The organism is Algicella marina (assembly GCF_009931615.1).
Lineage (GTDB): Bacteria > Pseudomonadota > Alphaproteobacteria > Rhodobacterales > Rhodobacteraceae > Algicella > Algicella marina.
This window is the reverse complement of sequence record NZ_CP046620.1, coordinates 119,637-143,290: the sequence shown is the minus strand read 5'-3', so window position 1 is coordinate 143,290 and position 23,654 is coordinate 119,637. Positions and strand designations below refer to the sequence as shown.

At 59.1% G+C, this 23,654-nt stretch carries 36 protein-coding genes; 7 read left to right on the top strand and 29 right to left on the bottom strand.

Annotated elements, in window-relative coordinates:
- Window positions 1–95 precede the first annotated feature (95 nt).
- The 28 genes from rplO to rpsL form a co-directional block, all read right to left on the bottom strand.
- Entirely contained in the window at window positions 96–575 is a 480-nt protein-coding gene (rplO, locus tag GO499_RS00795; protein WP_161860387.1) for a 50S ribosomal protein L15, read from the bottom strand.
- Window positions 576–763: 188 nt separating this feature from the next.
- Window positions 764–1,198, bottom strand: coding sequence for a GFA family protein (locus tag GO499_RS00790; protein ID WP_161860386.1), 435 nt, complete (start codon window positions 1,196–1,198; stop codon window positions 764–766).
- A gap of 167 nt (window positions 1,199–1,365) precedes the next feature.
- Window positions 1,366–1,554, bottom strand: coding sequence for a 50S ribosomal protein L30 (rpmD, locus tag GO499_RS00785; RefSeq protein WP_161860385.1), 189 nt, complete (start codon window positions 1,552–1,554; stop codon window positions 1,366–1,368).
- Window positions 1,555–1,559: 5 nt separating this feature from the next.
- Window positions 1,560–2,138, bottom strand: coding sequence for a 30S ribosomal protein S5 (gene rpsE, locus GO499_RS00780; protein WP_161860384.1), 579 nt, complete (start codon window positions 2,136–2,138; stop codon window positions 1,560–1,562).
- A gap of 12 nt (window positions 2,139–2,150) precedes the next feature.
- Window positions 2,151–2,510 carry a 50S ribosomal protein L18 gene (gene rplR, locus GO499_RS00775; RefSeq protein WP_161860383.1) on the bottom strand — a complete coding sequence of 120 codons (360 nt, stop codon included), beginning with the start codon at window positions 2,508–2,510 and terminating at the stop codon, window positions 2,151–2,153.
- Window positions 2,511–2,522: 12 nt separating this feature from the next.
- Complete coding sequence (gene rplF / locus GO499_RS00770) at window positions 2,523–3,056, bottom strand: 50S ribosomal protein L6 (RefSeq protein WP_161860382.1); 534 nt, start codon at window positions 3,054–3,056, stop codon at window positions 2,523–2,525.
- Window positions 3,057–3,067: 11 nt separating this feature from the next.
- On the bottom strand, window positions 3,068–3,466 hold the full coding sequence (gene rpsH / locus GO499_RS00765) for a 30S ribosomal protein S8 (protein WP_284154839.1): 399 nt from the start codon (window positions 3,464–3,466) through the stop codon (window positions 3,068–3,070).
- 12 nt (window positions 3,467–3,478) lie between these two features.
- Window positions 3,479–3,787, bottom strand: coding sequence for a 30S ribosomal protein S14 (rpsN, locus tag GO499_RS00760; protein WP_161860381.1), 309 nt, complete (start codon window positions 3,785–3,787; stop codon window positions 3,479–3,481).
- Between the two features lie 3 nt (window positions 3,788–3,790).
- Window positions 3,791–4,366, bottom strand: a complete 576-nt coding sequence (gene rplE, locus GO499_RS00755; protein WP_161860380.1) for a 50S ribosomal protein L5 — start codon at window positions 4,364–4,366, stop codon at window positions 3,791–3,793.
- Window positions 4,359–4,673, bottom strand: coding sequence for a 50S ribosomal protein L24 (gene rplX, locus GO499_RS00750; RefSeq protein ID WP_161860379.1), 315 nt, complete (start codon window positions 4,671–4,673; stop codon window positions 4,359–4,361). Before rplX ends, rplE begins: the two co-directional genes overlap by 8 nt.
- The gene (rplN, locus tag GO499_RS00745) at window positions 4,673–5,041 is read right to left on the bottom strand and encodes a 50S ribosomal protein L14 (RefSeq protein WP_044050560.1); all 369 of its coding nucleotides are present in this window, start codon (window positions 5,039–5,041) and stop codon (window positions 4,673–4,675) included. Before rplN ends, rplX begins: the two co-directional genes overlap by 1 nt.
- A gap of 63 nt (window positions 5,042–5,104) precedes the next feature.
- The gene (rpsQ, locus tag GO499_RS00740) at window positions 5,105–5,335 is read right to left on the bottom strand and encodes a 30S ribosomal protein S17 (RefSeq protein WP_161860378.1); all 231 of its coding nucleotides are present in this window, start codon (window positions 5,333–5,335) and stop codon (window positions 5,105–5,107) included.
- 3 nt (window positions 5,336–5,338) lie between these two features.
- Window positions 5,339–5,545: a 50S ribosomal protein L29 gene (gene rpmC, locus GO499_RS00735; protein WP_161860377.1), complete on the bottom strand. Its 207-nt coding sequence runs from the start codon at window positions 5,543–5,545 to the stop codon at window positions 5,339–5,341.
- A gap of 226 nt (window positions 5,546–5,771) precedes the next feature.
- The gene (locus GO499_RS00730) at window positions 5,772–6,275 is read right to left on the bottom strand and encodes a hypothetical protein (protein ID WP_284154838.1); all 504 of its coding nucleotides are present in this window, start codon (window positions 6,273–6,275) and stop codon (window positions 5,772–5,774) included.
- A gap of 324 nt (window positions 6,276–6,599) precedes the next feature.
- Window positions 6,600–7,013, bottom strand: a complete 414-nt coding sequence (rplP, locus tag GO499_RS00725) for a 50S ribosomal protein L16 (RefSeq protein ID WP_161860376.1) — start codon at window positions 7,011–7,013, stop codon at window positions 6,600–6,602.
- A gap of 27 nt (window positions 7,014–7,040) precedes the next feature.
- On the bottom strand, window positions 7,041–7,742 hold the full coding sequence (gene rpsC / locus GO499_RS00720; RefSeq protein WP_161860375.1) for a 30S ribosomal protein S3: 702 nt from the start codon (window positions 7,740–7,742) through the stop codon (window positions 7,041–7,043).
- Window positions 7,742–8,122, bottom strand: a complete 381-nt coding sequence (gene rplV, locus GO499_RS00715; protein WP_161860374.1) for a 50S ribosomal protein L22 — start codon at window positions 8,120–8,122, stop codon at window positions 7,742–7,744. The genes rpsC and rplV overlap by 1 nt, the downstream gene beginning before the upstream one ends.
- 3 nt (window positions 8,123–8,125) lie before the next feature.
- A complete protein-coding gene (gene rpsS / locus GO499_RS00710; RefSeq protein ID WP_161860373.1) occupies window positions 8,126–8,404 on the bottom strand; it encodes a 30S ribosomal protein S19 in 279 nt (92 codons plus the stop codon).
- 3 nt (window positions 8,405–8,407) lie between these two features.
- Window positions 8,408–9,247, bottom strand: coding sequence for a 50S ribosomal protein L2 (gene rplB, locus GO499_RS00705; RefSeq protein ID WP_161860372.1), 840 nt, complete (start codon window positions 9,245–9,247; stop codon window positions 8,408–8,410).
- A gap of 367 nt (window positions 9,248–9,614) precedes the next feature.
- On the bottom strand, window positions 9,615–9,908 hold the full coding sequence (locus GO499_RS00700) for a 50S ribosomal protein L23 (RefSeq protein ID WP_161860371.1): 294 nt from the start codon (window positions 9,906–9,908) through the stop codon (window positions 9,615–9,617).
- Complete coding sequence (gene rplD, locus GO499_RS00695) at window positions 9,905–10,525, bottom strand: 50S ribosomal protein L4 (RefSeq protein ID WP_161860370.1); 621 nt, start codon at window positions 10,523–10,525, stop codon at window positions 9,905–9,907. The genes GO499_RS00700 and rplD overlap by 4 nt, the downstream gene beginning before the upstream one ends.
- A complete protein-coding gene (gene rplC, locus GO499_RS00690) occupies window positions 10,522–11,394 on the bottom strand; it encodes a 50S ribosomal protein L3 (RefSeq protein ID WP_161863789.1) in 873 nt (290 codons plus the stop codon). Before rplC ends, rplD begins: the two co-directional genes overlap by 4 nt.
- Before the next feature lie 10 nt (window positions 11,395–11,404).
- Window positions 11,405–11,713 (bottom strand): 30S ribosomal protein S10, encoded by a 309-nt coding sequence (rpsJ, locus tag GO499_RS00685; protein WP_154449015.1) that lies wholly within the window; start codon window positions 11,711–11,713, stop codon window positions 11,405–11,407.
- A gap of 56 nt (window positions 11,714–11,769) precedes the next feature.
- Window positions 11,770–12,945 carry an elongation factor Tu gene (tuf, locus tag GO499_RS00680; protein WP_161860369.1) on the bottom strand — a complete coding sequence of 392 codons (1,176 nt, stop codon included), beginning with the start codon at window positions 12,943–12,945 and terminating at the stop codon, window positions 11,770–11,772.
- Between the two features lie 28 nt (window positions 12,946–12,973).
- Window positions 12,974–13,495, bottom strand: coding sequence for a hypothetical protein (locus GO499_RS00675; protein WP_161860368.1), 522 nt, complete (start codon window positions 13,493–13,495; stop codon window positions 12,974–12,976).
- Window positions 13,496–13,508: 13 nt separating this feature from the next.
- Window positions 13,509–15,626, bottom strand: a complete 2,118-nt coding sequence (gene fusA / locus GO499_RS00670; RefSeq protein WP_161860367.1) for an elongation factor G — start codon at window positions 15,624–15,626, stop codon at window positions 13,509–13,511.
- Window positions 15,627–15,651: 25 nt separating this feature from the next.
- A complete protein-coding gene (gene rpsG, locus GO499_RS00665) occupies window positions 15,652–16,122 on the bottom strand; it encodes a 30S ribosomal protein S7 (RefSeq protein WP_161860366.1) in 471 nt (156 codons plus the stop codon).
- A 12-nt stretch (window positions 16,123–16,134) separates the two neighbouring features.
- Window positions 16,135–16,506 (bottom strand): 30S ribosomal protein S12, encoded by a 372-nt coding sequence (gene rpsL / locus GO499_RS00660; RefSeq protein WP_036175706.1) that lies wholly within the window; start codon window positions 16,504–16,506, stop codon window positions 16,135–16,137.
- Window positions 16,507–16,935: 429 nt separating this feature from the next.
- On the opposite strand from rpsL, the gene GO499_RS00655 reads away from it, so the two are divergent.
- The 3 genes from GO499_RS00655 to GO499_RS00645 all read left to right on the top strand — a co-directional run bounded on the left by GO499_RS00655 (window position 16,936) and on the right by GO499_RS00645 (window position 19,210).
- Window positions 16,936–17,961, top strand: coding sequence for a hypothetical protein (locus GO499_RS00655; RefSeq protein WP_161860365.1), 1,026 nt, complete (start codon window positions 16,936–16,938; stop codon window positions 17,959–17,961).
- A gap of 129 nt (window positions 17,962–18,090) precedes the next feature.
- Entirely contained in the window at window positions 18,091–18,312 is a 222-nt protein-coding gene (gene rpmE, locus GO499_RS00650) for a 50S ribosomal protein L31 (protein WP_161860364.1), read from the top strand.
- 88 nt (window positions 18,313–18,400) lie between these two features.
- Complete coding sequence (locus tag GO499_RS00645) at window positions 18,401–19,210, top strand: division plane positioning ATPase MipZ (protein WP_161860363.1); 810 nt, start codon at window positions 18,401–18,403, stop codon at window positions 19,208–19,210.
- 6 nt (window positions 19,211–19,216) lie between these two features.
- Here the strand turns inward: GO499_RS00645 and GO499_RS00640 are convergent, their stop codons facing one another.
- Complete coding sequence (locus GO499_RS00640; RefSeq protein ID WP_161860362.1) at window positions 19,217–20,650, bottom strand: D-alanyl-D-alanine carboxypeptidase family protein; 1,434 nt, start codon at window positions 20,648–20,650, stop codon at window positions 19,217–19,219.
- A 268-nt stretch (window positions 20,651–20,918) separates the two neighbouring features.
- On the opposite strand from GO499_RS00640, the gene GO499_RS00635 reads away from it, so the two are divergent.
- The 4 genes from GO499_RS00635 (at window position 20,919) to GO499_RS00620 (ending at window position 23,650) form a co-directional block, all read left to right on the top strand.
- Window positions 20,919–21,362, top strand: coding sequence for a phasin family protein (locus tag GO499_RS00635; protein WP_161860361.1), 444 nt, complete (start codon window positions 20,919–20,921; stop codon window positions 21,360–21,362).
- A 133-nt stretch (window positions 21,363–21,495) separates the two neighbouring features.
- A complete protein-coding gene (gene clpS / locus GO499_RS00630; RefSeq protein WP_161863788.1) occupies window positions 21,496–21,819 on the top strand; it encodes an ATP-dependent Clp protease adapter ClpS in 324 nt (107 codons plus the stop codon).
- Between the two features lie 70 nt (window positions 21,820–21,889).
- The gene (locus GO499_RS00625; RefSeq protein WP_161860360.1) at window positions 21,890–22,834 is read left to right on the top strand and encodes a class I SAM-dependent methyltransferase; all 945 of its coding nucleotides are present in this window, start codon (window positions 21,890–21,892) and stop codon (window positions 22,832–22,834) included.
- Between the two features lie 12 nt (window positions 22,835–22,846).
- The gene (locus GO499_RS00620; RefSeq protein ID WP_161860359.1) at window positions 22,847–23,650 is read left to right on the top strand and encodes an SDR family NAD(P)-dependent oxidoreductase; all 804 of its coding nucleotides are present in this window, start codon (window positions 22,847–22,849) and stop codon (window positions 23,648–23,650) included.
- The last annotated feature ends 4 nt before the right edge of the window (window positions 23,651–23,654 follow it).

Genomic DNA, 23,654 nt, shown 5'->3' with positions numbered 1-23,654 from the left:
CCCAAGAATGCGCCGCCAAAGCGTCTTTTGATGCTCAGGCGGCGCCAGAATTTCGACAGTGCCTATGTAAGCCCCGCTTGTGGGGGCCACAAGGTTTATTCAGCCGCAGCTTCCGCAGGGGCCGCAAGTGTCACGGAGCCACCAGCCTTCTCGACAGCCTCAACGGCTGCCTTGGAGGCACCTGTCACGGTCAGGTCGATCTTCGCCGTCAGTTCGCCTTTCGCGAGCAGGCGAACACCGTCACGCTTGCGACGAACCAGCCCGCTGGCAATCAGCGCATCTTCGTCGACGGCGGATTTCACGTCGATCTTTCCTTCGTCGATGAACTTCTGAAGGATGCCGAGATTGATTACCGCGTGACGTTTTGAATTGATGTTGCTGAACCCACGTTTTGGCAGACGCTGGTAGAGCGGCATCTGGCCGCCTTCATAGCCATTGATCGCCACGCCCGAGCGGGATTTCTGGCCTTTGATACCGCGGCCGGCAGTCTTGCCCTTGCCGGAACCGGGGCCGCGTGCGATGCGCTTGCGGGATTTGGTTGCGCCGGGATTGTCCCGGAGTTCATTCAGTCTCATGTCGCTTCTCCTTTGCCGGAATTGGCCCCGAAGCGTATTGGGCCAAACACGGCGTCAAAAACAGAACAGGCGGCAAAGCTGCCGCCGAAGCACTCCTATAGTAGCGCCGCAAAAAAGGATCAAGAGCAATCCGGTAGAGTCAGCCCGGCCACCGAACCGAGCTGACCACTGATCTCGCTCTCTAAACGTCAGGCGCTCGCCGGCCAGGTGAAATCCGGTCGCAGGCTGTCGTAGACCGGTCGGCCATCATCCGGTTTGGAATAACCCTTCGAGTCGTCGTAGAATGCATGGTACGAAGCTTCCGGGAAAGGACCCGAATACCCCATCACGTTCGGAACGGCGACGCGGATGCGCTTTTCCTTGTCGTCCAGCATGATCGCCGCACCGCACTCAGAGCATGTACAGAGTTCGAGCGGTCCGCCCGGATTTTCCGCGTTGAAAGGTTGCCGAGCCAATTTCTCGGGATGATCGATTTCCAGATCACCGTATTTGAAAAAGGCGACATGCGTGGTCTGCTGGCCCGTCACATTCTTGCAAACGTTACAGTGGCAAACATGATTGTCGATGGGCTCCGCCGACGCGTGCGTGTGCACGTGGTCGCAACCGCCATTATAGTCGGGCATTTCATCTCCTCCGTGTTGTTGTTCAAGCCACTCTAGGCAAATTGTCGCAGCACGCCATTAGCCAAAGGTATCAGGCGGCCTGTGGTGGAGGAGAACCACAGAAAAAAACCGGCGATCCAATGGAACGCCGGTTTCTTATAATCCAAGGATGCTATGCAAAACGCGGGTCAGCCCCGCTCCTCGATGATTTCCACAAGATGCGGTATCTTGGCGACCATTCCGCGGACAGAAGGTGTGTCTTCCAGTTCACGGGTCTTGTGCATTTTGTTCAGCCCGAGGCCGATCAGCGTCTGGCGCTGGTTCTCTGGGCGGCGGATCGGAGATCCGATCTGCTTCACGACGATTGTCTTAGCCATCTGTCTCAGGCCTCCACAGTCTCGGCCTCAGCCTCGGCAGCGGGTGCTGCGTCGGTCTTCGGCAGGATGTCAGCCACCTTCTTGCCGCGACGCTGCGCGACCATGCGGGGGCTGGATTCCTTTTTCAGGCCATCAATTGTGGCACGGATCATGTTGTATGGGTTCTGGGAACCGGTGGACTTTGCCACCACGTCCTGAACACCCAGCATCTCGAAAACGGCGCGGCATGGGCCGCCCGCGATGATGCCAGTACCCTGCGGTGCCGTACGCATTACAACCTTGCCGGCGCCGTGGCGACCCGCCATGTCATGATGCAACGTGCGGCCTTCGCGCAGCGGAACACGGATCATTCCGCGTTTCGCGGCTTCCGTTGCCTTGCGGATTGCCTCTGGCACTTCCTTAGCCTTGCCCTTGCCGAAGCCGACACGACCCTTCTGATCACCCACAACCACGAGCGCTGCAAACCCGAAGCGCTTACCACCCTTCACAGTCTTCGAAACGCGGTTGATCGCAACCAGACGATCTGCAAATTCGGGAGTCTCGTCGCGGTCGCGGCGATCCCGGCGATTGTCTTCTCTTGCCATTCTCTCCGCTCCTTAAAACTTGAGACCGGCTTCACGCGCAGCGTCGGCCAGAGCCTTCACCTTGCCGTGAAACAGAAAGCCGCCACGATCAAAGTAGACCTCGTCGACACCAGCTGCCTTTGCCCGTGCCGCGATTTCTTCACCGATCTTGGCCGCAGCCTCGATGTTGTTCTTGCCCACCAGGCCAAGCTTACCTTCCAGCGTGGAGGCAGAGGCCAGCGTCACGCCCTGAACATCGTCGATCACCTGAACCGATATGTTCTTGGACGAGCGGTGAACGCTCAGGCGGGGACGGCCATTGGCTGTCTTCCGCAATTTGCTCCGAACGCGCATACGGCGCTTCTGGAACAGCTGTCTTTTACTGTTAGCCATAACTTCGCGTCCTTACTTCTTCTTGCCTTCCTTGCGGAAGATGAATTCCTCTTTGTACTTGATGCCCTTACCCTTGTAGGGCTCCGGCGCACGCCATTCGCGAATCTTCGCTGCAACCTGACCCACGACCTGCTGGTCGATGCCCTCGACCACGATTTCCGTGGGTTTGGGAGCAGTGATCGTCACGTCGTCAGGGATCGGAAAGTCGACATCGTGGCTGTAGCCGAGGCTGAGTTTCAGGGTTTTGCCCTGAACAGCCGCACGATAACCGACCCCGTTGATTTCGAGCTCCTTCTTGAAGCCTTCCGTCACACCCTGAACGCAGTTCGCAACCTGCGAACGGCTCATGCCCCACTGCTGGCGCGCACGCTTGGATTTGCCGCGCGGCTCCACGGTGATTGCATTGTCTTCAAGCTTCAGCGTCACATCATCCGTTGCGGAAAAGGAACGCAGGCCCTTCGGGCCTTTCACTTCCACGGTCTGGCCGGACACGGTGGCGGAAACACCCCCGGGCAGCTCGACCGGTTTCTTACCAATACGAGACATACCAACCTCCCTTAGAAAATGGTGCAGAGAACTTCGCCGCCGACATTCGCCTGACGGGCAGCCGCATCGCTCATCACACCCTTGGGTGTGGAGACGATTGCAACGCCAAGGCCCTGACGGACCTGCGGGATGTCTTTGACACCGGCGTAAACGCGACGGCCCGGAGTGGACACGCGCTTCAGTTCCCGGATCACCGGGTCGCCGTCGAAGTATTTCAGGCTGATGACAAGCTCGGGGTGGCCGTCGGCTCCCGTCGTCTTCTCGTAGCCGCGGATGTAGCCCTCGGCTTCCAGCACGTCGAGCACCCAGGCACGAAGGCGGGAAGCAGGCGTCTTCACCGTGGATTTGCCGCGCATCTGAGAGTTGCGGATCCGCGTGAGCATATCGCCGATAGGATCGTTCATTGCCATGATATGTCCCCCTTACCAGCTGGACTTGACCATGCCGGGGATTTCCCCGCGGCTGGCCAGATCGCGAAGTGCGATACGCGACATTTTAAGCTTGCGATAGTATGCCTTCGGACGACCGGAAACGAGGCACCGGTTGTTCAGGCGGGTCGGGCTGGAATTGCGCGGCAGCTTGGCGAGTTTCATCGTCAACTGCACACGTTCTTTCAGCTCCAGGTCCGTGCCCTTGGCAAGCTGCTCTTTCAGATCCGCACGCTTCGCGGCGTATTTCTTAACCAGACGCTCGCGCTTCTTCTGGCGTTCAATCATGCTGACTTTTGCCATATCTTAAGCTCCAGCGACAGGTTTCGGGAACGGCATGTTGAATTTCTCCAACAGGCTCTTCGCTTCTTCGTTGGTCTTGGCCGTCGTACAGATCACGATGTCCATGCCCCAGATCTGGTCGACCTTGTCGTACTCGATCTCGGGGAAGACGATGTGCTCCTTGAGGCCCATTGCGTAGTTGCCGCGACCGTCGAAGCTCTTCGTGGAGACACCACGGAAGTCGCGTACGCGAGGCATTGCAATGGTGATCAGACGGTCGAGGAATTCGTACATCCGATCGCCGCGGAGCGTGACCTTGACGCCAAGCGGCATCTCTTCACGAACCTTGAAACCCGCAATGGATTTCTTGGCTTTCGTGATAACCGGCTTCTGGCCGGCAATCGCCATAAGGTCGTCATGTGCGGCCTTGATCTTCTTGGAATCCGCAACAGCCTCGCCCACGCCCATGTTCAGCACGATCTTGTCGAGCCGGGGCACCATCATTTCGTTCTTGTAGCTGAACTCGGATTTCAACTCGGCCTTGATGCTCTCGGCGTAGAGAGTCTTCAGGCGTGGCTGGTAGTTCGCATCATCAAGCATCGAGGACCTCCCCGGATTTCTTGGCATAGCGAACCTTCTTGTCGCCATCCATCTTGAAGCCAACGCGTGTCGGGCCGCCATCCTTGGGGTCGACCAGCGCCAAGTTGGAAAGGTCGATCGGCATGTCCTGAGGAATGCGACCACCCTGATTGTTCTGGCTCTGCTTCGTGTGGCGGATTGCGGTGTTCGCGCCGGCAACCACGGCCTTTCCGGCCTTCGTCAGAACCTGCGTGATCTCGCCTTCCTTGCCCTTGTCTTTGCCGGCAAGCACGACGACCTTGTCACCTTTGCGGAGTTTGGCAGCCATCACAGCACCTCCGGAGCAAGCGAAATGATTTTCATGAAGTTTTTGGCGCGAAGCTCACGCACAACCGGGCCGAAGATACGCGTGCCTACCGGCTCGTTCGCATTGTTCAGGATCACGGCTGCGTTGCGATCGAAGCGGATCGCGGTGCCGTCTTCACGGCGGACTTCCTTGGCTGTGCGCACGACGACGGCCTTGCGGACGTCACCCTTCTTCACACGACCACGCGGAATGGCTTCCTTGACGGAAACGACGATGATGTCGCCAACGGAAGCATACTTCCGTTTGGATCCGCCGAGCACCTTGATGCACTGCACCCGGCGTGCGCCGGAGTTGTCAGCGACATCCAGATTAGTCTGCATCTGGATCATTTGGTTTCTCCCGACCTGTGGGAACCCTGCCCCACGGTTTCGTTTAAACCGGGTGTAAGCGCCTTACTCGGCGATCACTTCCCAGCGCTTGTTCTTGGAAACGGGGGCGCATTCCTGAATGCGCACGACGTCGCCAACCTTGAAAGTGTCGTTCGCATCATGCGCACGGTACTTTTTGGATTTCCGGATCGTCTTTTTCAGAACCGGATGCGTGAAGCGGCGCTCCACGGAAACGGTAACGGTCTTGGCATTCGCGTCGGAGGTGACGGTGCCCTGAAGGATACGCTTGGGCATGGATCAGGCCTCCTGTGCGGCTGCAGCCGCTTTCTCGTTAAGGATAGTTTTGACACGCGCGGCATTGCGGCGCACGACGCGCATGCGTGCTGTATTCTCGAGCTGGCCAGTGGCCTGCTGGAAGCGAAGATTGAAAGCTTCCTTCTTGAGGTTCTCAAGCTCCGTTCGGAGCTCCTCGGGCGTCTTGCCCCGGAGGTCAGTGGCATCCATGCCGGTATTCCCTTTTCAACATCACCGGCAGGCCCCTGAAGGGTCACCCTGATTCCGGTGGAGTTCATGATGAGCGCGCTGGGTACGCGCAATCGGTCAGAAAGGCAAGGGATATTCTCGGTGCCCCACAAGAAAGGGCACGGCCAGTCTGGACTAGGGGACGTAAATCCCACCATGCTGGCACTGCTTTCCATCCCGAAAAGGGTGTGTCAATTCGCGACCCGCCTCATTTCTCCCGAACCACCTGCATCACCGCGACCATAACGATGCCGTAGAGCACGTGACCCACCAAAGCTACCCAGGTAATCCCCGTGAAGTTCAGGAAGAACGGCAGCCCGGCAATCGCCGTGATCCCGCCAATAGCAAAGACCCAGAGGCCGAAGCCGTAAACAACGGAGGGCACGAACCAGCCGAGCTTCTGCCCGATCACACCGTTCCACAGCGGCTTGAACACAAACAACCATCCAATGGGATAGCCGATGAGACCCACCAGATAAAAATGCACGAAATAGCCGGCGAAATCGTTGTTCGGCAGGCCGAAGGTGCCGAGCAGGCTCTTCGCCAGCCCGTGTGGCGAGAGGTTCGCCCAACCGAGGCCGGGGCTCACCAACTGGCCCCAGAAATCGAAGGCCAAGGTCGCGAAAAAGCCCGCGATGAACATCAGACCCAATGTCTGAAAACTGATAGACGGCAGGCCCGCCTTGCCGTGAATGTTGTCTTGCATAGTCATTGATCGGATCCCTTTTTTAAGAATGTCGCAGCTCGCGCAGCTATCGGCCCAAGTAGTGCCTAGCCCGATAGCTGCGGCCAGAAATCCGATCAAGCCGCCGGCGCGTCAGGTAATCCGTTTGTGTAAATCTCGGTATTTTTTGTTTCAAAACAAAGGCTAAGCGTTGCAAAATCTCGCACGGTCGTGATCCCGCGCACGGGATCGTTGTTTGTTGAAACAATAATCGAGCGTGCATCATTCGGCGCCGCCCTACTCAACGAAAAAGGCCCCCCGCTGGAGCGGAGGGCCTTTGTGATTACATTTCGTGGGTTTCACCCCAACAAATTACCAGTCCTCGCGGACCACGAACCGGCATTTGACGGGCAATTTCATCGCGGCGAGACGCAGCGCTTCTTTCGCCACATCTTCGTTGACACCGTCGATCTCGAACATCACCCGGCCAGGCTTGACCTTGGCTGCCCAGTATTCGACGGAGCCCTTACCTTTACCCATACGGACTTCGGTCGGCTTTTTGGAAACCGGCACATCGGGGAAGATCCGGATCCAGACACGGCCCTGGCGCTTCATGTGGCGTGTCATCGCGCGGCGGGCCGCCTCGATCTGACGCGCGGTGATCCGCTCAGGCTCGATCGCCTTCAAGCCGTAATGGCCAAAGTTGAGGTCGAAACCGCCTTTGGCTTCGCCGTGAATGCGGCCCTTATGCTGCTTGCGGAATTTTGTACGCTTCGGTGAAAGCATCTCTGTTCTCCTTGGAGCGGCTCATCCTCAGCGACGCTGAGGACGGCCACCTCCTGATTCCTGCAGTTCTGTCTGGCGACGGTCGCGGGCGGAAGGATCATGATCCATGATCTCGCCTTTGAAAATCCAGACCTTGATGCCGATGATGCCGTAAGCGGTCATCGCCTCATAATGCGCATAATCGATATCCGCGCGCAGGGTGTGCAGGGGCACACGACCCTCACGATACCACTCCGTACGGGCGATCTCCGCGCCGCCGAGGCGCCCGGCCACGTTTACGCGGATGCCAAGCGCACCCATACGCATCGCGTTTTGCACGGCGCGCTTCATGGCTCGGCGGAACGACACGCGGCGTTCGAGCTGCTGGCCGATGTTCTCGGCCACAAGCTGAGCATCGACCTCAGGCTTGCGCACTTCAACAATGTTGAGGTGCAGCTCGGATGCCGTCAGCTGCGCGAGGCTCTTGCGCAGCGTCTCGATATCCGCGCCCTTCTTGCCGATGATCACACCGGGGCGGGCTGCGTGGATCGTGACCCGGCACTTTTTGTGCGGGCGCTCGATGATCACGCGGCTGATGCCGGACTGCGCGCAGTTCTTCTTGATGTACTCGCGGATCGCGAGGTCTTCATGAAGCAGCTTGCCGTATTCCTCGCCGTCGGCGTACCAGCGGCTGTCCCATGTGCGGTTGACCTGCAGGCGCAGACCAATCGGATTAACCTTGTGTCCCATTACGCTTGCTCCTCAATCTGCCGCACCTTGATGGTTACCTGGCTGAACGGCTTCAGGATCTTGCCGAACCGGCCCCGTGCCCGCGGACGGCCACGCTTCATCACCAGGTTCTTGCCCACGAAGGCTTCGGCGACGATCAGTTCGTCAACGTCCAGCCCGTGGTTGTTCTCGGCATTGGCGATCGCGGACTGAAGCGTCTTCTTCACCTCGTCAGAGATCCGTTTCTTGGAGAACGTCAGGTCCGTCAAAGCCTTCTCCACGGATTTCCCGCGGATCATGGCTGCGACGAGGTTCAGTTTCTGAGGAGACGTGCGCAGCATGCGGCTGACGGCCATCGCCTCGTTCTCCGCCACGCGGCGGGGGTTCTTTTCCTTGCCCATGGCTTACTTCCGCTTCGCTTTTTTGTCCGCCGCGTGGCCGTAGTACGTCCGCGTGGGGGAATATTCACCAAACTTCTGGCCGATCATTTCCTCGGTGACATTTACCGGGATGTGCTTCTGGCCGTTGTAGACGCCGAAAGTCAGGCCCACGAACTGCGGCAGAATCGTCGAACGACGGGACCAGATCTTGATGACTTCGTTGCGACCGCTCTCGCGGGATTTCTCGGCCTTCTTCAACACATGCGCGTCGACAAAAGGGCCTTTCCAGACTGAACGTGGCATATCTTAGCGCCCCTTCTTCTTGGCATGACGGGACCGCAAAATGTACTTGTCGGTCGTCTTGTTGGAACGGGTGCGGGCACCCTTGGTCGGCTTGCCCCAGGGTGTCACCGGGTGGCGGCCACCGGAGGTCCGGCCCTCACCACCACCGTGCGGGTGGTCGATCGGGTTCATCACAACACCGCGCACGGAGGGGCGGATGCCCTTGTGGCGGTTGCGACCGGCTTTGCCGAGGTTCTGGTTGGAGTGGTCCGGATTGGACACGGCACCGACTGTCGCCATGCATTCCTGACGGACGAGGCGGAGCTCACCCGAAGAAAGGCGAACCTGTGCGTAGCCACCATCACGACCGACAAATTGCGCATAGGTGCCGGCGGAACGTGCAATCTGCCCGCCCTTGCCCGGCTTCAGTTCAATGTTGTGAACGATCGTGCCGATCGGCATCCCGATGAACGGCATTGCGTTCCCCGGCTTAACGTCCGCCTTCTGCGACGCGACAACCTGATCGCCAACAGCCAGACGCTGGGGTGCCAGGATATACGCCTGCTCGTTGTCCGTGTAGCGGATCAGAGCGATGAACGCGGTCCGGTTAGGATCGTACTCGATCCTTTCGACGGTTGCGGTCACGTCCATTTTCCGCCGCTTGAAATCCACGATCCGGTAGAGGCGCTTCGCCCCACCGCCGCGGCGGCGCATGGTAATCCGTCCGGTGTTGTTCCGGCCCGCTTTCTTGCTCAAACCCTCGGTGAGGGCTTTTACAGGGCGGCCTTTCCAAAGCTCCGAACGGTCGATCAGAACCAGCCCGCGCTGGCCCGGCGTCGTTGGTTTGTACGACTTCAATGCCATCTTGCTGTCTTCCGTTTTGCTTTGCGGGGGTTGTCCCCCAGCTATGTTTGTTCGGGAACCGGGTTCCCAAAGAAAACCACCCCGGACGAATCCGGGGCAGCGAAGATGCGCCTTCCTATTGGGTAAAGGCTGAATGGTCAAGCGATGCGGCTGAGATTCTTCGGGGTCGCGGAACGTATTGGCGCGCCTCGCCTTTCCCGCGAATACCCGCCCGCACCATTCCAGCGGCGCCCTGCCCGGCCTGGCCGTCCCGGCCGCATCGAAAGCTGCCAGATCGACGTGCCGATTGGCCTGCCCCCCTCAGGACAAATGCCAAATGAAAAAGGCCCCGCCGAAGCAGGGCCTTTCCTAACTTTTGCAACCGCGCTTAAAGCCCGGTCGTCACGTCAATCGTGTTACCCTCTTCGAGAGTCACGTAGGCTTTCTTCACGTCCTTGCGGGTGCCGAGGCGGCCCTTGAAGCGCTTCGTCTTGCCCTTGGTGATGGTCGTATTCACGGCTTTCACCTTCACACCGAAGAGGCTTTCGACGGCCTCCTTGATCTGGGGCTTGTTCGCGTCGATCGCCACTTCGAAGACAACCGCGCCGTTTTCGGACGCCATGGTCGCCTTTTCCGTGATGATCGGCTTGCGGATTACGTCATAAAGCTCTGCCTTGTTCATTTCAGTCGAGCCTCCAGAGCTTCCACGCCAGCCTTGGTCAGCACCAGCGTGCGGGATTTCAGGATGTCGTAGACATTCGCACCGATGCTCGGCAGCACGTCGATCCCATCCAGATTGCGCGCGGCCATCGCGAAGTTCTCGTTCACTTCCGCGCCATCGATCAGCAGGGCTTTTTTCCAGCCAAGCTTCTTCATCGCGTCAGCCAGAACCTTCGTCTTTCCATTCGCAACGTCGGCGTTTTCGAGAACGACGAGTTCACCTGCGCCAGCCTTCGCACTGAGGGCGTGCTTCAGGCCGAGGGCACGGAATTTCTTCGGCAGATCATGCGCGTGGCTGCGGGGCGTCGGCCCCTTGTAGACACCACCCTTGCGGAAGATCGGGGCGTTACGGTCACCGTGGCGCGCGCCGCCGGTGCCCTTCTGGCGATAGATCTTCTTGGTCGAGTAGCTTGTCTCGCTGCGCGTCTTGACCTTGTGCGTACCTTGCTGGCGTTTCGCCAGCTGGTAGCGCACGACACGGTGCAGAATGTCCGCACGCGGCTCGAGGCCGAAGATGTCGTCGGAAAGTTCGATAGAACCCGCCGAGCCAGCTTCCAGATTGATTACATCGGTTTTCATTTGTCGTCACCTTCTGCCGGAGCTTCGGGCGCCGCGTCGTCACTGCCCTCGGCTGCAATCTCGGCCTCGGCCTGCTCCAGCGCAGCTTCCTGCTCCGCTGCTGCGGCTTCTTCCGCTGCCTTGCGGGCTTCTTCTTCGGCTGCTGCGGCTTCCGCTGCTGCGGCTTCGGCTGCCTTCTTGGCTTCTTCCGCTGCAGATTTCAGCGCGGCTGGCAGAATGGCGTTCTCCGGGAACGGCTTCTTGACCGCATCCTTGATCGTCACCCATCCGCCCTTGGAGCCGGGAACGGCCCCTTTGACCATGATCAGGCCACGCTCGCTGTCGGTGCGCACAACCTGCAGGTTCTGCGTCGTCACGCGGGCGGCACCCATGTGGCCGGCCATTTTCTTGCCCTTGAACACGCGGCCAGGATCCTGGCACTGTCCGGTGGAGCCGTGCGAACGGTGAGAGATCGACACACCGTGGGAGGCACGAAGCCCGCCGAAGTTGTGCCGTTTCATCGCACCGGCGAACCCCTTACCGATCGAGGTGCCGGCGATATCCACGAACTGACCTTCGAAGTAATGGTCCGCCGTGATCTCTTCGCCAACGCCGATCAGGTTCTCCGGGGAAACGCGGAATTCCGCGATCTTCCGTTTCGGTTCCACCTTGGCGGCAGCGAAATGGCCACGCATGGGCTGGCTGACGTTCTTGGCCCGAGCCTTGCCGGAGCCGAGTTGAACAGCCGTGTAGCCATCCTTGTCCGCCGTGCGCTGCGCCACAACCTGGCAGCCTTCCATCGCCAGAACCGTCACCGGGATCTGCCGACCGTCTTCCATGAACAACCGGGTCATGCCCAGTTTCTTTGCGAGTACTCCAGAACGCATCATCATGCCTCCCTCAGAGCTTGATCTCGACATCCACACCAGCGGCGAGGTCGAGCTTCATCAGCGCGTCCACCGTCTGGGGGGTCGGATCAACGATATCGAGCAGACGCTTGTGCGTCCGGATTTCGAACTGTTCACGGCTTTTCTTGTCCACGTGGGGGCCACGAAGAACAGTGAACTTTTCGATCTTGTTTGGCAGCGGGATAGGGCCGCGCACGCGCGCACCCGTCCGCTTGGCTGTCGAGACGATCTCGGCAGTGCTGGCATCCAGCACCCGGTAATCGAACGCCTTCAGCCGTATTCTTATATTCTGGCTCTGCATTTCGTGCCTCTTTGGCGGTTAGCAGGGGCAGGGTTTCCCCTGCCCTCAGGTTTCAATTACTCGTGGATTTTGGAGACGACGCCTGCGCCGACGGTGCGGCCGCCTTCGCGGATGGCGAAGCGCAGTTTCTCTTCCATCGCGATCGGGGCGATCAGTTCAACGTCGAACTTCAGGTTGTCGCCCGGCATCACCATTTCCGTGCCTTCCGGCAGGTTCACCGTGCCCGTCACGTCCGTCGTCCGGAAGTAGAACTGCGGACGGTAGTTCGCGAAGAACGGCGTGTGACGCCCACCCTCTTCCTTCGTCAGGATGTAGGCTTCGGCCTCGAACTTCGTGTGCGGCTTCACCGAACCCGGCTTGCACAGCACCTGGCCGCGCTCCACGCCATCACGCTCGATGCCGCGCAGCAGCGCGCCGACGTTGTCGCCCGCCTCGCCGCGATCCAAGAGCTTGCGGAACATCTCGACGCCCGTGCAGGTCGTCTTCTTGGTGTCGCGGATACCGACGATCTCGATTTCCTCGCCCACGTTCAGCACACCGCGCTCGATGCGGCCCGTCACAACCGTGCCGCGGCCCGAGATCGAGAACACGTCCTCGATCGGCATCAGGAACGGCTGGTCCACCGGACGCGCAGGCGTCGGGATGTACTCGTCAACAGCCGCCATCAGCTCGGCGATCTTCTCCGAACCGATCGCGTCATCACGGCCTTCCAGAGCCGCCAGTGCGGAACCGGCGATGATCGGGATATCGTCGCCCGGGTAGTCGTAGGAGGACAGCAGTTCGCGGATCTCCATCTCGACGAGTTCCAGAAGCTCCTCGTCATCAACCTGATCGACCTTGTTCATGAACACGACCATGTGCGGGATACCGACCTGGCGGCCCAGCAGGATGTGCTCGCGCGTCTGCGGCATCGGGCCGTCGGCCGCGTTCACGACCAGGATCGCGCCGTCCATCTGCGCAGCACCCGTGATCATGTTCTTCACGTAGTCGGCGTGGCCCGGGCAGTCGACATGCGCGTAGTGACGCGAATCCGTCTCGTACTCGACGTGCGCCGTGGAGATCGTGATCCCGCGCGCCTTCTCTTCCGGCGCGCCGTCGATCTCGTCATACGCCTTGAAGTCGCCGAACTGCTTCGTGATCGCAGCCGTCAGCGTCGTCTTGCCATGGTCAACGTGACCAATCGTGCCAATGTTCACGTGCGGCTTCGTACGCTCAAATTTTGCCTTTGCCATCGTCCAGCCCTCCTTAGGGATTTCGTGTTCAGTTGTTTCCGACAAGCGCAAGGCGGGCCCGGCGCATGAATTCCTTGGCCATCTGGGCCACTTCTATCTTCGGATCTTCGAGCGATGCCGCACCGATGATCCCTCCAAGTACGTAGCCACCGCCGCCAGAGGAGATTTCCTGGGGCGTGACCAATGTCCTGCCAGTGGCAACATCCACCAGCGTCACGGTGCCGCGCATCACGCTTTCACCGCCAACCAACAGTGCCTGACCAGCCGTCAGCACGTTGACGGAGGTGATTTCCACCTGCGCCCGCGTTGCTGCCGCGCCTCCCTCGAAACGGAGCACGCCGGCCTCCCGCTCCAGCGCCGCCTTCACATCGGCGGCGGAAACGGTCCGGCCTGCCGTCTGCGGCCCGATCGTCGAGACATCGACCGTGGTATCCACGATCGATATCTGCGCGATGGTCTCCGCAGGCAGCACGGCCTTTGTCGGCGCGGCGCCCGCACAAGCACCCAATACAAAGGCGCAGGCAACCAGTACTGATACAGTCCTCAACATCTTCGGAGTATCCTCAGCTGAATTTCGCCTGGATCTCTTCGGAGATGTTCTGAGGCAACGCCTCGTAGTGGGAGAACTGCATTGTGAAGTTTGCACGGCCCGAAGACATGGACCGCAGCGTGTTGATGTAGCCGAACATATTCATCAACGGCACATTGGCATTGATCGCGATCGCATTGCCGCGCGTGTCCTGCCCCTGAACCATGCCCCGACGGGATGTCAGGTCACCGATGATGCCGCCAGTGTACTCTTCCGGCGTGACGACCTCGACCTTCATGATTGGCTCGAGCATCTTCGCGCCAGCCTTTTTCAGACCTTCGCGCATTGCCATGCGTGCAGCGATCTCGAACGCCAGAACGCTGGAATCCACATCGTGGAACTTGCCGTCAATCAAAGCGACCTTGAAGTCGATCACAGGGAAACCGGCCAGCGGACCGCTGTCCATCACGGACTGAATACCCTTTTCAACGCCCGGAATATATTCCTTCGGAACGGCCCCCCCGACGATTTTGCTTTCGAAGGAGTAACCTTCACCCGGCTCTGTCGGAGTGATCTCGAGCTGAACTTCAGCGAACTGACCCGAACCACCGGACTGTTTCTTGTGGGTGTAAGTCTGCGTATGCGCATGGCTGATCGTTTCACGGAACGCAACCTGCGGCGCACCGATGTTCGCTTCGACCTTGAACTCACGCTTCAGGCGGTCGACGAGGATGTCGAGATGAAGTTCGCCCATACCCTTCATGATCGTCTGACCGGATTCGAGATCGGTTTCGACGCGGAAAGACGGATCCTCGGCAGCAAGCCGCGCCAGACCCTGGCTCATCTTCTCCTGGTCGGCTTTGGTCTTCGGCTCGACGGCAATTTCGATTACCGGGTCCGGGAAGGTCATCGTTTCCAGAACCACCGGATCGTTGACGGCACACAGCGTGTCACCAGTCGTGGTATCCTTCAGCCCTGCCAAGGCAATGATGTCGCCCGCAAACGCTTCAGTGATCTCGTCCTGCTTGTTGGAGTGCATCATGACCATGCGGCCGATACGCTCTTTCTTGCCTTTAGTGGAGTTGAGCATGCTGTCGCCCTTGGCCACCTTGCCCGAATAAATCCGGGTGAAGGTCAGCGTGCCCATGTAAGGGTCGTTCATGATCTTGAATGCAAGGCCTGAGAACGGCATGTCGTCATCCGCGCGGCGCGGGATATTACGCGTTTCCGTCTCGTCGCCCGGCTTGAAGCCCATGTAGTCGACAACGTCGAGCGGGCTTGGCAGATAGTCCACAACCGCGTTGAGCAGCGGCTGAACACCCTTGTTCTTGAATGCGGAACCAGCCAGCACGGGCACGAACGTCATCGAAAGTGTACCCTTGCGGATCAGCTTGCGCAGCGTGTCGACGTCTGGCTCGTTGCCTTCGAGGTAGGCCTCCATGGCATCGTCATCCATCTCGACGGCCATTTCGATCATCTCGTTACGCATTTCGGCAGCCTTGTCGGCCAGTTCGGCACGAATCTCACGCTGCTCCCAGGAAGCACCGAGATCTTCGCCGGCCCAGACCCATTCCTGCATGGTCACCAGGTCGATGATACCTTCGAGTTCGTTCTCGGCACCGATCGGCAATTGGATCGGGCACGGACGAGCGCCCGTACGATCGGCGATCATCTTGACGCAATTGAAGAAATCGGCGCCGATCTTGTCCATCTTGTTGACGAACACGATACGCGGAACCTTGTAGCGGTCAGCCTGGCGCCAGACGGTTTCAGTCTGAGGTTCGACACCGGCGTTGGCGTCGAGCACGGCAATCGCGCCATCGAGAACGGCAAGCGAACGCTCGACCTCGATGGTGAAATCCACGTGGCCCGGTGTGTCGATGATGTTCATACGGTGTTTTTTGGAATCCGGTTCTACGCCGTTTTCCGTCCGTTCCCAGAACGTCGTCGTTGCAGCGGACGTGATCGTGATGCCACGCTCCTGCTCCTGCTCCATCCAGTCCATCGTCGCGGCGCCATCGTGCACTTCGCCGATGTTATGCGACTTGCCTGTGTAGAACAGGATACGCTCGGAACAGGTGGTCTTGCCTGCATCGATGTGGGCCATGATGCCGAAGTTGCGGTAGCGCTCCAGCGGATAATCGCGTGCCATGATCTAATCCTCAGATCCGAATTTCTTACCAGCGGTAGTGGCTGAACGCCTTGTTGGCGTCGGCCATCTTGTGCGTGTCTTCGCGCTTTTTCACGGCGGAACCACGGGAGTTCACTGCATCCATCAGTTCGCCTGCCAGACGCTCTTCCATCGTGTTTTCGTTGCGGGCACGGGACGCCTTGATCAGCCAGCGGATCGCGAGAGCCTCGCGGCGCTCGGGACGGACCTCGACGGGCACCTGGTAGGTCGCACCGCCAACACGGCGCGAACGGACCTCGACAGAGGGTTTGATGTTGTCCAGCGCTTCGTGGAACACTTCCACGGGTGCCTTTTTTAGCTTGGATTCAACGCGGTCCATCGCCCCGTAGACGATGCTTTCGGCGGCGGATTTCTTGCCGTCGAACATCAGGTTGTTCATGAACTTTGTCAGAACGCGGTCGCCATACTTGGCGTCCGGCAGAACTTCGCGTTTCTCGGCGCGGTGACGTCGGGACATCTTGTGTTCTCCTTACTTCGGACGCTTCGCGCCGTATTTCGAGCGGCGCTGCTTACGGTCTTTGACGCCCTGGGTATCCAGAACACCGCGAAGGATGTGGTAGCGCACGCCCGGAAGATCTTTCACGCGGCCGCCACGGATCAGGACAACAGAGTGCTCCTGAAGGTTGTGGCTCTCACCGGGAATATAGCTGATGACCTCGTAGCCATTTGTCAGGCGCACCTTGGCAACCTTACGCATAGCCGAGTTCGGCTTCTTCGGTGTCGTTGTATATACACGCGTGCAGACGCCGCGCTTTTGGGGACACCCCTCCAGGTGGAGCGACTTCGAGCGCTTTACTTTGGGCTGCCGCGGCTTGCGGATCAGCTGTTGGATCGTTGGCATTCGGATCAAACCCCGTCTAACCGTTTCAATTCGTCACAGCCTTCCGCACCCCATGTGCAAAACGCCAATAGTGCCACGACAGGCTGCCCGGTTGTCCGGGCCCGTCGCGGCGAAATTCCAGAGGACCGAGAGAATTCTCCGGGTCATGCGCGCCAGTTCAGGCTTAAGTTTTACAGAAGGATTACCCTTCCGTGAGCGGGCGGAACCTAGGCCCAAGATGTTCAGGTGTCAACCGCCCAAACGGTGAATTCGGCAAACCCGAAAAAATAACTTGTTCGCAAGGGTTTTCGGCGTCCGATTACCTTTCCGACACAACGCATTCCGGGAATCACCGCCCTACCGCCGCGCTGGGACCGCAATCCTAACATATCGCGGCCGTTCCGCAAAATACGTCTTCATTTTGCCACGAAGTTCGGTAAACCGATTTCCATGAGCTTGTTCGCATTCATTGGTCGCGGCCTCGTGCTGGCGATCTGGATAGCGCTGCGCCTGCTGCCGGTCGCGGCACTGGTGCTGGCGATCTTTCTTGCAATGATTTTTGCGACGCAAAACTACTACGTCGTCGTCATGGTGTCATTTGCGTTCGGCGTCTTCGGCACGACGTTCCTCTACCTCAACGGCATTCGTGCCGGGCTGATGGCAAGAAAGGTTACGTCCCCACCCACAGCAAACGGCCTGATGATGGGCACGATCAAACTTCTGTTCGTTCACTTCCTCGCACAGCTGCTGGTCCTGATCCTGCTCTACGCCCTTCTAACAACCGTTTTCCAGTATCTGTTGCTCCCCGCCATGGTGCCGGGCTGGAATGAACAGGTCGCCGACATTTTCGGCTCCGACTCAGCCGTAGGGTTTCTTGCCACGCTCGGCCTGCTCGGTGACCCTTTTTCCGATGTTTTCGGCGCCAACGCCATGATCGCTCCCGGATTGATCTTCTACGTATTGGCGACACTGCTGAGCGGTATCTGCGTGGCGATATTCGGCGTGCCGATGGCCGGCGTTGGGGCAAACGCTGTCCAACGCGGCCCCAACCATGATCTCGTCTTCGGCCTTGGCAACAGCTTCCTTTCGATCCTTGCTCTCTACTTTGTGGGAGTCACTCTGCCCTCGGCGGCAATGATGGCCGCTTATCCCATGTGGCTGGGAATGCTGTCGGAAAGCGCGGGCAATCTGACGTTTTTCATTGCCGCACTCGTCGCCATTTGCGCGGCCAGCTACTACATGTACTGCATCCCGTTCGCCGCCATGGCTCTCGCCTATGAACAGGCGACGGAGAACCGGCGCCGTGAAATCAAACTCGAGCAGGCTCCGATCTCGTCTCCCGAAGATTTCCAGGAACATCAGGCTTCGGTGCGCAGCCTGCGTCAGCAGCGGCAGTCCGGTTCAGCCGCGCGTTCCGTCTATGTCCCCGAAAGGCAACGCCACAGCAGCGGAGCGGGCGATTCCGAAGACGAATAGCGGCACAAAACTCTTGCGAGCCGTTCGATCGGGTGTTACCAGCCCGCATCTCATCAGAGCGAGGCGACAGGTTACCGGCGCAAGAGGCGGCCGCAGTCTGATCAGTCCGCAGACCCAGAGGACCACAAGATGAAAAAAGATATACACCCCGCTTACCACATGATCGACGTGAAGTTGACTGATGGTACCGTCATCCAGACCCGTTCCACCTATGGCGAACCGGGCGGAACGCTGACGCTCGACATCGATCCGACGTCCCACCCCGCGTGGACAGGTGGTAATACCCGCCTCATGGATACCGGCGGACGCGTCTCCCGCTTCAAGAAGAAATACGAAGGCCTCGGCTTCTAATTCCGCCACACAGGCGATACGAACATCAAGGCGCGCACCGGCCCGGAGCGCGCCTTTTTGCTGACTGACTGACGGGACATATCTGGGAATGGCGCATATCATTGTTCTCGGCAACGAGAAGGGCGGGACTGGAAAATCCACCACCGCCATGCACGTCACCACTGCGCTCCTCCATTCAGGCTACCCGGTCGGCATAATCGACCTCGACCTCCGTCAGGAAAGCCTGATGAACCACGCCCGCAACCGAGATGCCTTCGTGTCGCGAAAGGACGTCTCTCTCCCTTTGCCGGTGAAGGCGGAGCTTGCCATCAGTTCCGCAGACAGCCTCTCCGATGCCCAGGCCGAAGAAGAGTCGCGGTTTGCCGATGCCCTCGACAGGCTCGACAAGAGCTGTCGCTTCATTGTCATCGACTGCCCGGGCGCCCACACCCGCTATGCCCAAATGGCTCACTCCGCTGCCGACACGCTGATCACACCCTTGAACGACAGCATGGTCGATCTCGGCCTGCTGGCGAAGGTGGACGCCGAATCTGGCAAGGTGCTCGGCCCAAGCATCTATGCAGAAATGGTCTGGTCCGCCCGCAGCTTGCGGGCCACCGCCGGCCTCATCCCCGTGGATTGGGTCGTTCTGCGCAATCGCATGTCAACATTGAATGCCCGCAACAAGCGCCGTGTCGGCTCCGCGCTGGACGATCTGTCCAAGCGCATAGGGTTCCGCCTCATTCCCGGTTTCTCGGAAAGGGTCGTCTTTCGGGAACTCTACCTGCAGGGCCTCACACTTTTGGACTTGAAGGCCGCGGGCCAAGGCCCACTGACCATGTCCCAGATTGCGGCCCGTCAGGAACTGCGGGAACTGATGCGCGCACTCAGGCTTCCCGATGTGACCCTGAACTTCTAGGGCGGATCACCCGCCCTGAACGACCTCGCATGCGGTCTGCCGCGCCGCCAGCCGCGCGCATGCCGTCTCAGCCGCTTGCGCAGACAGGCCGACGAACTGCGCCTTGTACCAGCCCTTTGAGCCGGCTGGCGCCAGATGTCGCTGCGACCCTTCCAGCGCTTCCATTTCCTGCAAGGCCGTGGTTAGCAGCAGGCGCTCAGCGTCACCCCTAGTGTGCTGGCCGCCAAGCTCGACGATGAATTTGCCGCTTTCCTGCACCGCGCGCGCCACTTTCGGCGCCTCGGGTTCCTTCACGACGGTGATTGTTTTCGGCACAGGCAAGTCGGATGGCCGCGGCCGTGGAAGAACGATTGCGAAAGCCGCCGGGCTCCGTTCCGCCACTATGTCCTCTACCGGCAGCACCGGATCGGTCGCAGCTTTGGTACCCACCGCCTGCAGAGCCTGATCCACTGCCGTCGCCAATAGAACCGCATCCTCCGTACTCGGACGAGCCAGTGGTCGCGCCTTCGGTCTGCCGCTCGTGCGCAGTGCTCCGGCCCGACGGGCAATGCTCGGCTGAGCGTTGGTGTTGCTGGCAACCAATGCCTTGCTCGGTGCGTTCAGGCGCAAGCGGCCGGGCTTGTTCGTTTGTGCATAGCTCGGCATCTTGCGGAACCCGAGGTCCATCAGTTCGGCCACCTTGGCATTGCGAGCCGCAGTGGATGTCCCGCCGAATACGGAAACGATCACCCGCTCCTGCCCGCGCTTGGCCGACGAAACGAGATTGAATCCCGCGGCGCGTGTATACCCGGTCTTGATCCCATCTGCGCCGGAATAGGCATCCAGTAGTCGCCTGTTGGTGTTGTATACGGTCTTGACCTTGGCGTTGGTGGAACGACGGCTGAACAGGTTGTAATATTCGGGAAAATCGTAGAAGAGCCGTCGACCCAGCAGCGCCATGTCCCGCGCCGTAGAAAGGTGTCCGCTCGATGTCAGCCCGTGCGGGTTCTTGAAGGTCGTGCTGCTCATTCCCATTGCCTGCGCCGTCGATGTCATCCGACGCGCAAATGCTTCCTCGCTGCCGGAAACAGCCTCAGCCAGCGCACTGGCCGCATCGTTGGCGGATTTCACGGCCGCAGCGCGGATCAGGTACTTGAGTTCGATTTCCTGCCCGGTTTTCAACCCGAGCTTCGATGGGGGCTGCGATGCTGCGTGACGGGAAATCGTTACCTTGGTTTCCGCCGTCATGCGTCCGGCGCGAATCTCCGTAAACACGAGGTAGAGTGTCATCATCTTGGTCAGAGAAGCGGGGTGAAGTCGGGTATCGGCATTCTCGGAATGCAGCACTTTGCCCGTTCGCGCATCCATCACTAGTGCTGCATATTGGGCCGCATGGGCTCCGGCCCCATACATCGTGATCATGAGCACGAGCAGCAGCCCGCGCATTGCCTGAAAATTCATCGGTTGCTCCGCCGATTGTATGTCTCTGCCTCTGGGCCGATCTTCTGCCGATCCCTTTATTATTCCTCACCCATAGCATCAAATCGATTTTCACAAAAGGCTTTATTTTCAAAGGATCACGACTGTTTCTTCACAGCCTCATGGTGCCCCGATAATTTTTTGATGCACCGCAGCAAATTGTCTTGACGCAGCGCAGCATAATCCCTAAGTTGTGGATCACAGAATAGAACCGCCTCTCGCAAACACACAAGATTAGTGGGGAAATGAAATGACGACGAAGACGACCAAAGCCGCCACCGCAAAAGTCGAAGAATTTGCCGCTGACGCGCAGAAATCGATGAAAGAAGGAATTGAGAAAATGACCAAAGGCTTCGAAGATATCAGTGCATTCGGCCAGGAAAATGTCGACGCAATGGTGAAATCCTCCGAGATCGCCGCCAAAGCTGCAGAAGGCATCGGCTCCGAGATCACTGCATACTCCAAGAAATCCTTTGAGGACGGCGTTGCCGCCGCACAGGACATGGCATCCGCGAAGAACGTGACCGAGCTTATGGAAAAGCAGACAGCTTTCGCTCAGTCCGCTTTCGAGATGATGGTGCAGCAGGCAACCAAGATGAACGAGATCTATGCATCTGCCGCGAAAGACATCGCAGCACCGCTGACGACCCGTTTTTCCAAGGCATCTGAATCCATGAAGACGTTCTCCGCCTGAGCGCTAGAACATCGTCAATTTTGAAAAGGGGGCATCTGCCCCCTTTTCTCGTTGGCCCATGCGGATATATAAGGTCTTCAGGATCGCACTTCTGCAAGGGAACGAGGTTGTGACTGCTTTCAGCACCAGAATGATGGCCGATCCGCCTGAAAAGGATGGGGAGGGCGACGTCGGCACCGTCACCAAGACGCGGCCCAAAACGGCCAAGCCGCCGCTCTACAAGGTATTGCTGCTCAATGACGACTACACGCCGATGGAATTCGTCGTGCACGTGTTGGAGCGTTTCTTCGGCATCACGCATCAGCAAGCGGTGGATATCATGCTGACGGTGCACAAGAAGGGAGTTGCCGTCGTAGGCGTGTTTTCTTTCGAAATCGCCGAGACGAAAGTCACTCAGGTGATGGATTACGCCCGCCGCAACCAGCACCCGCTTCAGTGCACCATGGAAAAAGAGTAAACTCATCCAAACTCCACGTTTTCACCTGCCGTTCGAGGAAGGTCTGATCACTCTTGAGAGTGATGCGGTCGTGCTTGCAGTGAATCCCGTCGATGGCTTCGACAAAGGGCCATTCGCAGATGTGGTGATCCACGCTCTCTCGGATGACAAATCCAGCTACGAATCCATCACCCTCGCCGGTCACACTACAGAACCGCCGCAACAGCCGGCAAACTTGGCGCTCGTCTTCCTCGGGCGCAACCGCGTTGCCAACCACGCCGAAATCGCGATGGCGATGCGCCGGCTGGCACCTGGTGGCATCCTGTTGGTCGATGGCCAGAAGACGGATGGCATTGACAGCGTTCTCAAGCAGATGCGCACGCATTTCGAAGTTGCAGGTGTCCTCTCGAAGTCTCACGGAAAAGTCTTTTGGCTGGTTCGTCCTGAATACCTGCCCGACGTCCTGGAAGACTGGGAAAATCTGGCGTCACCACAGGTGAACAGCGACGGGTTGATCACCGCGCCAGGCATGTTCAGTCACGAAGGCATCGACCCAGGCACAGCGTTTCTTGCCGAGAACTTGCCGCAGAAATGCACCGGCCGCGCCGCCGACCTCGGTGCCGGCTGGGGCGCCCTGTCTCTTCTCCTCCTGAATTCTGCGCCCGGCATCACCACTCTGCATCTCTATGAAGCGGACAGAAAGGCGCTCGATGCCGCCCGCGAGAATTTGCAGGACCCACGCGCCAGTTTTCATTGGTCCGACGTAACGTCGCTGAAAGCGCAGGCGCAGCCGTATGACCTCGTGATTTCCAACCCGCCCTTCCATACCACCCGCAAAGCGGAACCCTCCCTCGGCATCGCCTTCATTGAGGCCGCGGCACGAATTCTCTCTCCGAAGGGTGTTTTCCTGATGGTCGCCAACCGTCACCTGCCCTATGAAGCCGCGCTGGATGTGTCCTTTCGCAGTTGGAGCGAGACGGCAAACAACGCCCGGTACAAGGTCATTACTGCGACAGCCCCCAGAACCCGAACCTGAACAGGATCCGCAATGGCTTACTCCCTTGACGGCAAATCGGTTATCGTCACTGGCGCGGGCCAGGGCGTTGGCCTTGCGATCGCCGCGAAGTTCGCAAGTGCCGGTGCCCGCGTAATGCTCACCGGCGCAGACGAAGAACGTCTCGCCAATGAGTGCGAGAACCTTCAAAAGAAGGGTGCAGAAGTCAGCTATTTCTGCGGGGACCTTCGCCAGAAACTGACGGTCGCCAATCTTATCTCGGCAACGGTGGACGCCCACGACGGCATCGACATCCTCGTCAATGCGAGCCGCGACGTGCAGGCTTCGGATCCAATGGATCCTGACGACAAGACATTCGAGACGTTGATGGACCTCAACGTCTACACCACGCTCCGAATAAGTCAGAGCGTCGCCAGAAAGATGATACATCTTGCGGGCGACGAGCCGCAGCGCTCCTTGGGCGCAATCGTCAACGTGACATCGATCGCGTCCCGCCGAACCTTGCCCGAACTGATGGCCTACTCAGCCGTCAGTGCCTCGCTCGATCAGCTAACAAGGTCGATGGCTGTAGCCTTCGCTGCGAAAGGCATCCGCGTAAACGCCATTGCGCTGGGTTCCGTCATGAGCGCTACACTGCGAACCGCACTGAAAGACAGGGACGGTTTGCAGGAAAACCTTACGGCTGTCACTCCGCTCGGTCGGATCGGCGAGGCCGAGGAAGCCGCCGAAGTCGCGGTCTTCCTGGCATCCGACGCAGCCAGCTTCGTTACCGGCCAGATTGTCGCCGTAGACGGCGGACGCACGATGCTGGACCCCATGGACCAGCCAGCCCATTGACCCT

What these genes read in the sequence shown, in the direction of transcription:
- GO499_RS00655 (WP_161860365.1), top strand. Translation starts at nt 16,936, where the DNA reads ATGAGCTTGTTCGCATTCATTGGTCGCGGCCTCGTGCTGGCGATCTGG.
- GO499_RS00645 (WP_161860363.1), top strand. Translation starts at nt 18,401, where the DNA reads ATGGCGCATATCATTGTTCTCGGCAACGAGAAGGGCGGGACTGGAAAA.
- GO499_RS00675 (WP_161860368.1), bottom strand. Translation starts at nt 13,495, where the DNA reads ATGTTGAGGACTGTATCAGTACTGGTTGCCTGCGCCTTTGTATTGGGT.
- rplC (WP_161863789.1), bottom strand. Translation starts at nt 11,394, where the DNA reads ATGATGCGTTCTGGAGTACTCGCAAAGAAACTGGGCATGACCCGGTTG.
- rpsJ (WP_154449015.1), bottom strand. Translation starts at nt 11,713, where the DNA reads ATGCAGAGCCAGAATATAAGAATACGGCTGAAGGCGTTCGATTACCGG.
- rpsQ (WP_161860378.1), bottom strand. Translation starts at nt 5,335, where the DNA reads ATGCCCAAGCGTATCCTTCAGGGCACCGTCACCTCCGACGCGAATGCC.
- rpsG (WP_161860366.1), bottom strand. Translation starts at nt 16,122, where the DNA reads ATGTCCCGACGTCACCGCGCCGAGAAACGCGAAGTTCTGCCGGACGCC.
- rplD (WP_161860370.1), bottom strand. Translation starts at nt 10,525, where the DNA reads ATGAAAACCGATGTAATCAATCTGGAAGCTGGCTCGGCGGGTTCTATC.
- rpsE (WP_161860384.1), bottom strand. Translation starts at nt 2,138, where the DNA reads ATGGCAAGAGAAGACAATCGCCGGGATCGCCGCGACCGCGACGAGACT.
- rpsC (WP_161860375.1), bottom strand. Translation starts at nt 7,742, where the DNA reads ATGGGACACAAGGTTAATCCGATTGGTCTGCGCCTGCAGGTCAACCGC.
- GO499_RS00635 (WP_161860361.1), top strand. Translation starts at nt 20,919, where the DNA reads ATGACGACGAAGACGACCAAAGCCGCCACCGCAAAAGTCGAAGAATTT.
- rpmD (WP_161860385.1), bottom strand. Translation starts at nt 1,554, where the DNA reads ATGGCTAAGACAATCGTCGTGAAGCAGATCGGATCTCCGATCCGCCGC.
- rplN (WP_044050560.1), bottom strand. Translation starts at nt 5,041, where the DNA reads ATGATCCAGATGCAGACTAATCTGGATGTCGCTGACAACTCCGGCGCA.
- rpmE (WP_161860364.1), top strand. Translation starts at nt 18,091, where the DNA reads ATGAAAAAAGATATACACCCCGCTTACCACATGATCGACGTGAAGTTG.
- rpmC (WP_161860377.1), bottom strand. Translation starts at nt 5,545, where the DNA reads ATGGATGCCACTGACCTCCGGGGCAAGACGCCCGAGGAGCTCCGAACG.
- rplP (WP_161860376.1), bottom strand. Translation starts at nt 7,013, where the DNA reads ATGCTTTCACCGAAGCGTACAAAATTCCGCAAGCAGCATAAGGGCCGC.
- rplX (WP_161860379.1), bottom strand. Translation starts at nt 4,673, where the DNA reads ATGGCTGCCAAACTCCGCAAAGGTGACAAGGTCGTCGTGCTTGCCGGC.
- rplR (WP_161860383.1), bottom strand. Translation starts at nt 2,510, where the DNA reads ATGGCTAACAGTAAAAGACAGCTGTTCCAGAAGCGCCGTATGCGCGTT.
- rpsH (WP_284154839.1), bottom strand. Translation starts at nt 3,466, where the DNA reads ATGGCAATGAACGATCCTATCGGCGATATGCTCACGCGGATCCGCAAC.
- rplE (WP_161860380.1), bottom strand. Translation starts at nt 4,366, where the DNA reads ATGCTTGATGATGCGAACTACCAGCCACGCCTGAAGACTCTCTACGCC.
- GO499_RS00620 (WP_161860359.1), top strand. Translation starts at nt 22,847, where the DNA reads ATGGCTTACTCCCTTGACGGCAAATCGGTTATCGTCACTGGCGCGGGC.
- fusA (WP_161860367.1), bottom strand. Translation starts at nt 15,626, where the DNA reads ATGGCACGCGATTATCCGCTGGAGCGCTACCGCAACTTCGGCATCATG.
- GO499_RS00700 (WP_161860371.1), bottom strand. Translation starts at nt 9,908, where the DNA reads ATGAACAAGGCAGAGCTTTATGACGTAATCCGCAAGCCGATCATCACG.
- rplB (WP_161860372.1), bottom strand. Translation starts at nt 9,247, where the DNA reads ATGGCATTGAAGTCGTACAAACCAACGACGCCGGGCCAGCGCGGGCTG.
- GO499_RS00640 (WP_161860362.1), bottom strand. Translation starts at nt 20,650, where the DNA reads ATGAATTTTCAGGCAATGCGCGGGCTGCTGCTCGTGCTCATGATCACG.
- clpS (WP_161863788.1), top strand. Translation starts at nt 21,496, where the DNA reads ATGGCCGATCCGCCTGAAAAGGATGGGGAGGGCGACGTCGGCACCGTC.
- tuf (WP_161860369.1), bottom strand. Translation starts at nt 12,945, where the DNA reads ATGGCAAAGGCAAAATTTGAGCGTACGAAGCCGCACGTGAACATTGGC.
- rplF (WP_161860382.1), bottom strand. Translation starts at nt 3,056, where the DNA reads ATGTCTCGTATTGGTAAGAAACCGGTCGAGCTGCCCGGGGGTGTTTCC.
- rpsN (WP_161860381.1), bottom strand. Translation starts at nt 3,787, where the DNA reads ATGGCAAAAGTCAGCATGATTGAACGCCAGAAGAAGCGCGAGCGTCTG.
- rplO (WP_161860387.1), bottom strand. Translation starts at nt 575, where the DNA reads ATGAGACTGAATGAACTCCGGGACAATCCCGGCGCAACCAAATCCCGC.
- rpsS (WP_161860373.1), bottom strand. Translation starts at nt 8,404, where the DNA reads ATGCCACGTTCAGTCTGGAAAGGCCCTTTTGTCGACGCGCATGTGTTG.
- GO499_RS00790 (WP_161860386.1), bottom strand. Translation starts at nt 1,198, where the DNA reads ATGCCCGACTATAATGGCGGTTGCGACCACGTGCACACGCACGCGTCG.
- rplV (WP_161860374.1), bottom strand. Translation starts at nt 8,122, where the DNA reads ATGGGCAAGGAAAAGAACCCCCGCCGCGTGGCGGAGAACGAGGCGATG.
- rpsL (WP_036175706.1), bottom strand. Translation starts at nt 16,506, where the DNA reads ATGCCAACGATCCAACAGCTGATCCGCAAGCCGCGGCAGCCCAAAGTA.
- GO499_RS00730 (WP_284154838.1), bottom strand. Translation starts at nt 6,275, where the DNA reads ATGACTATGCAAGACAACATTCACGGCAAGGCGGGCCTGCCGTCTATC.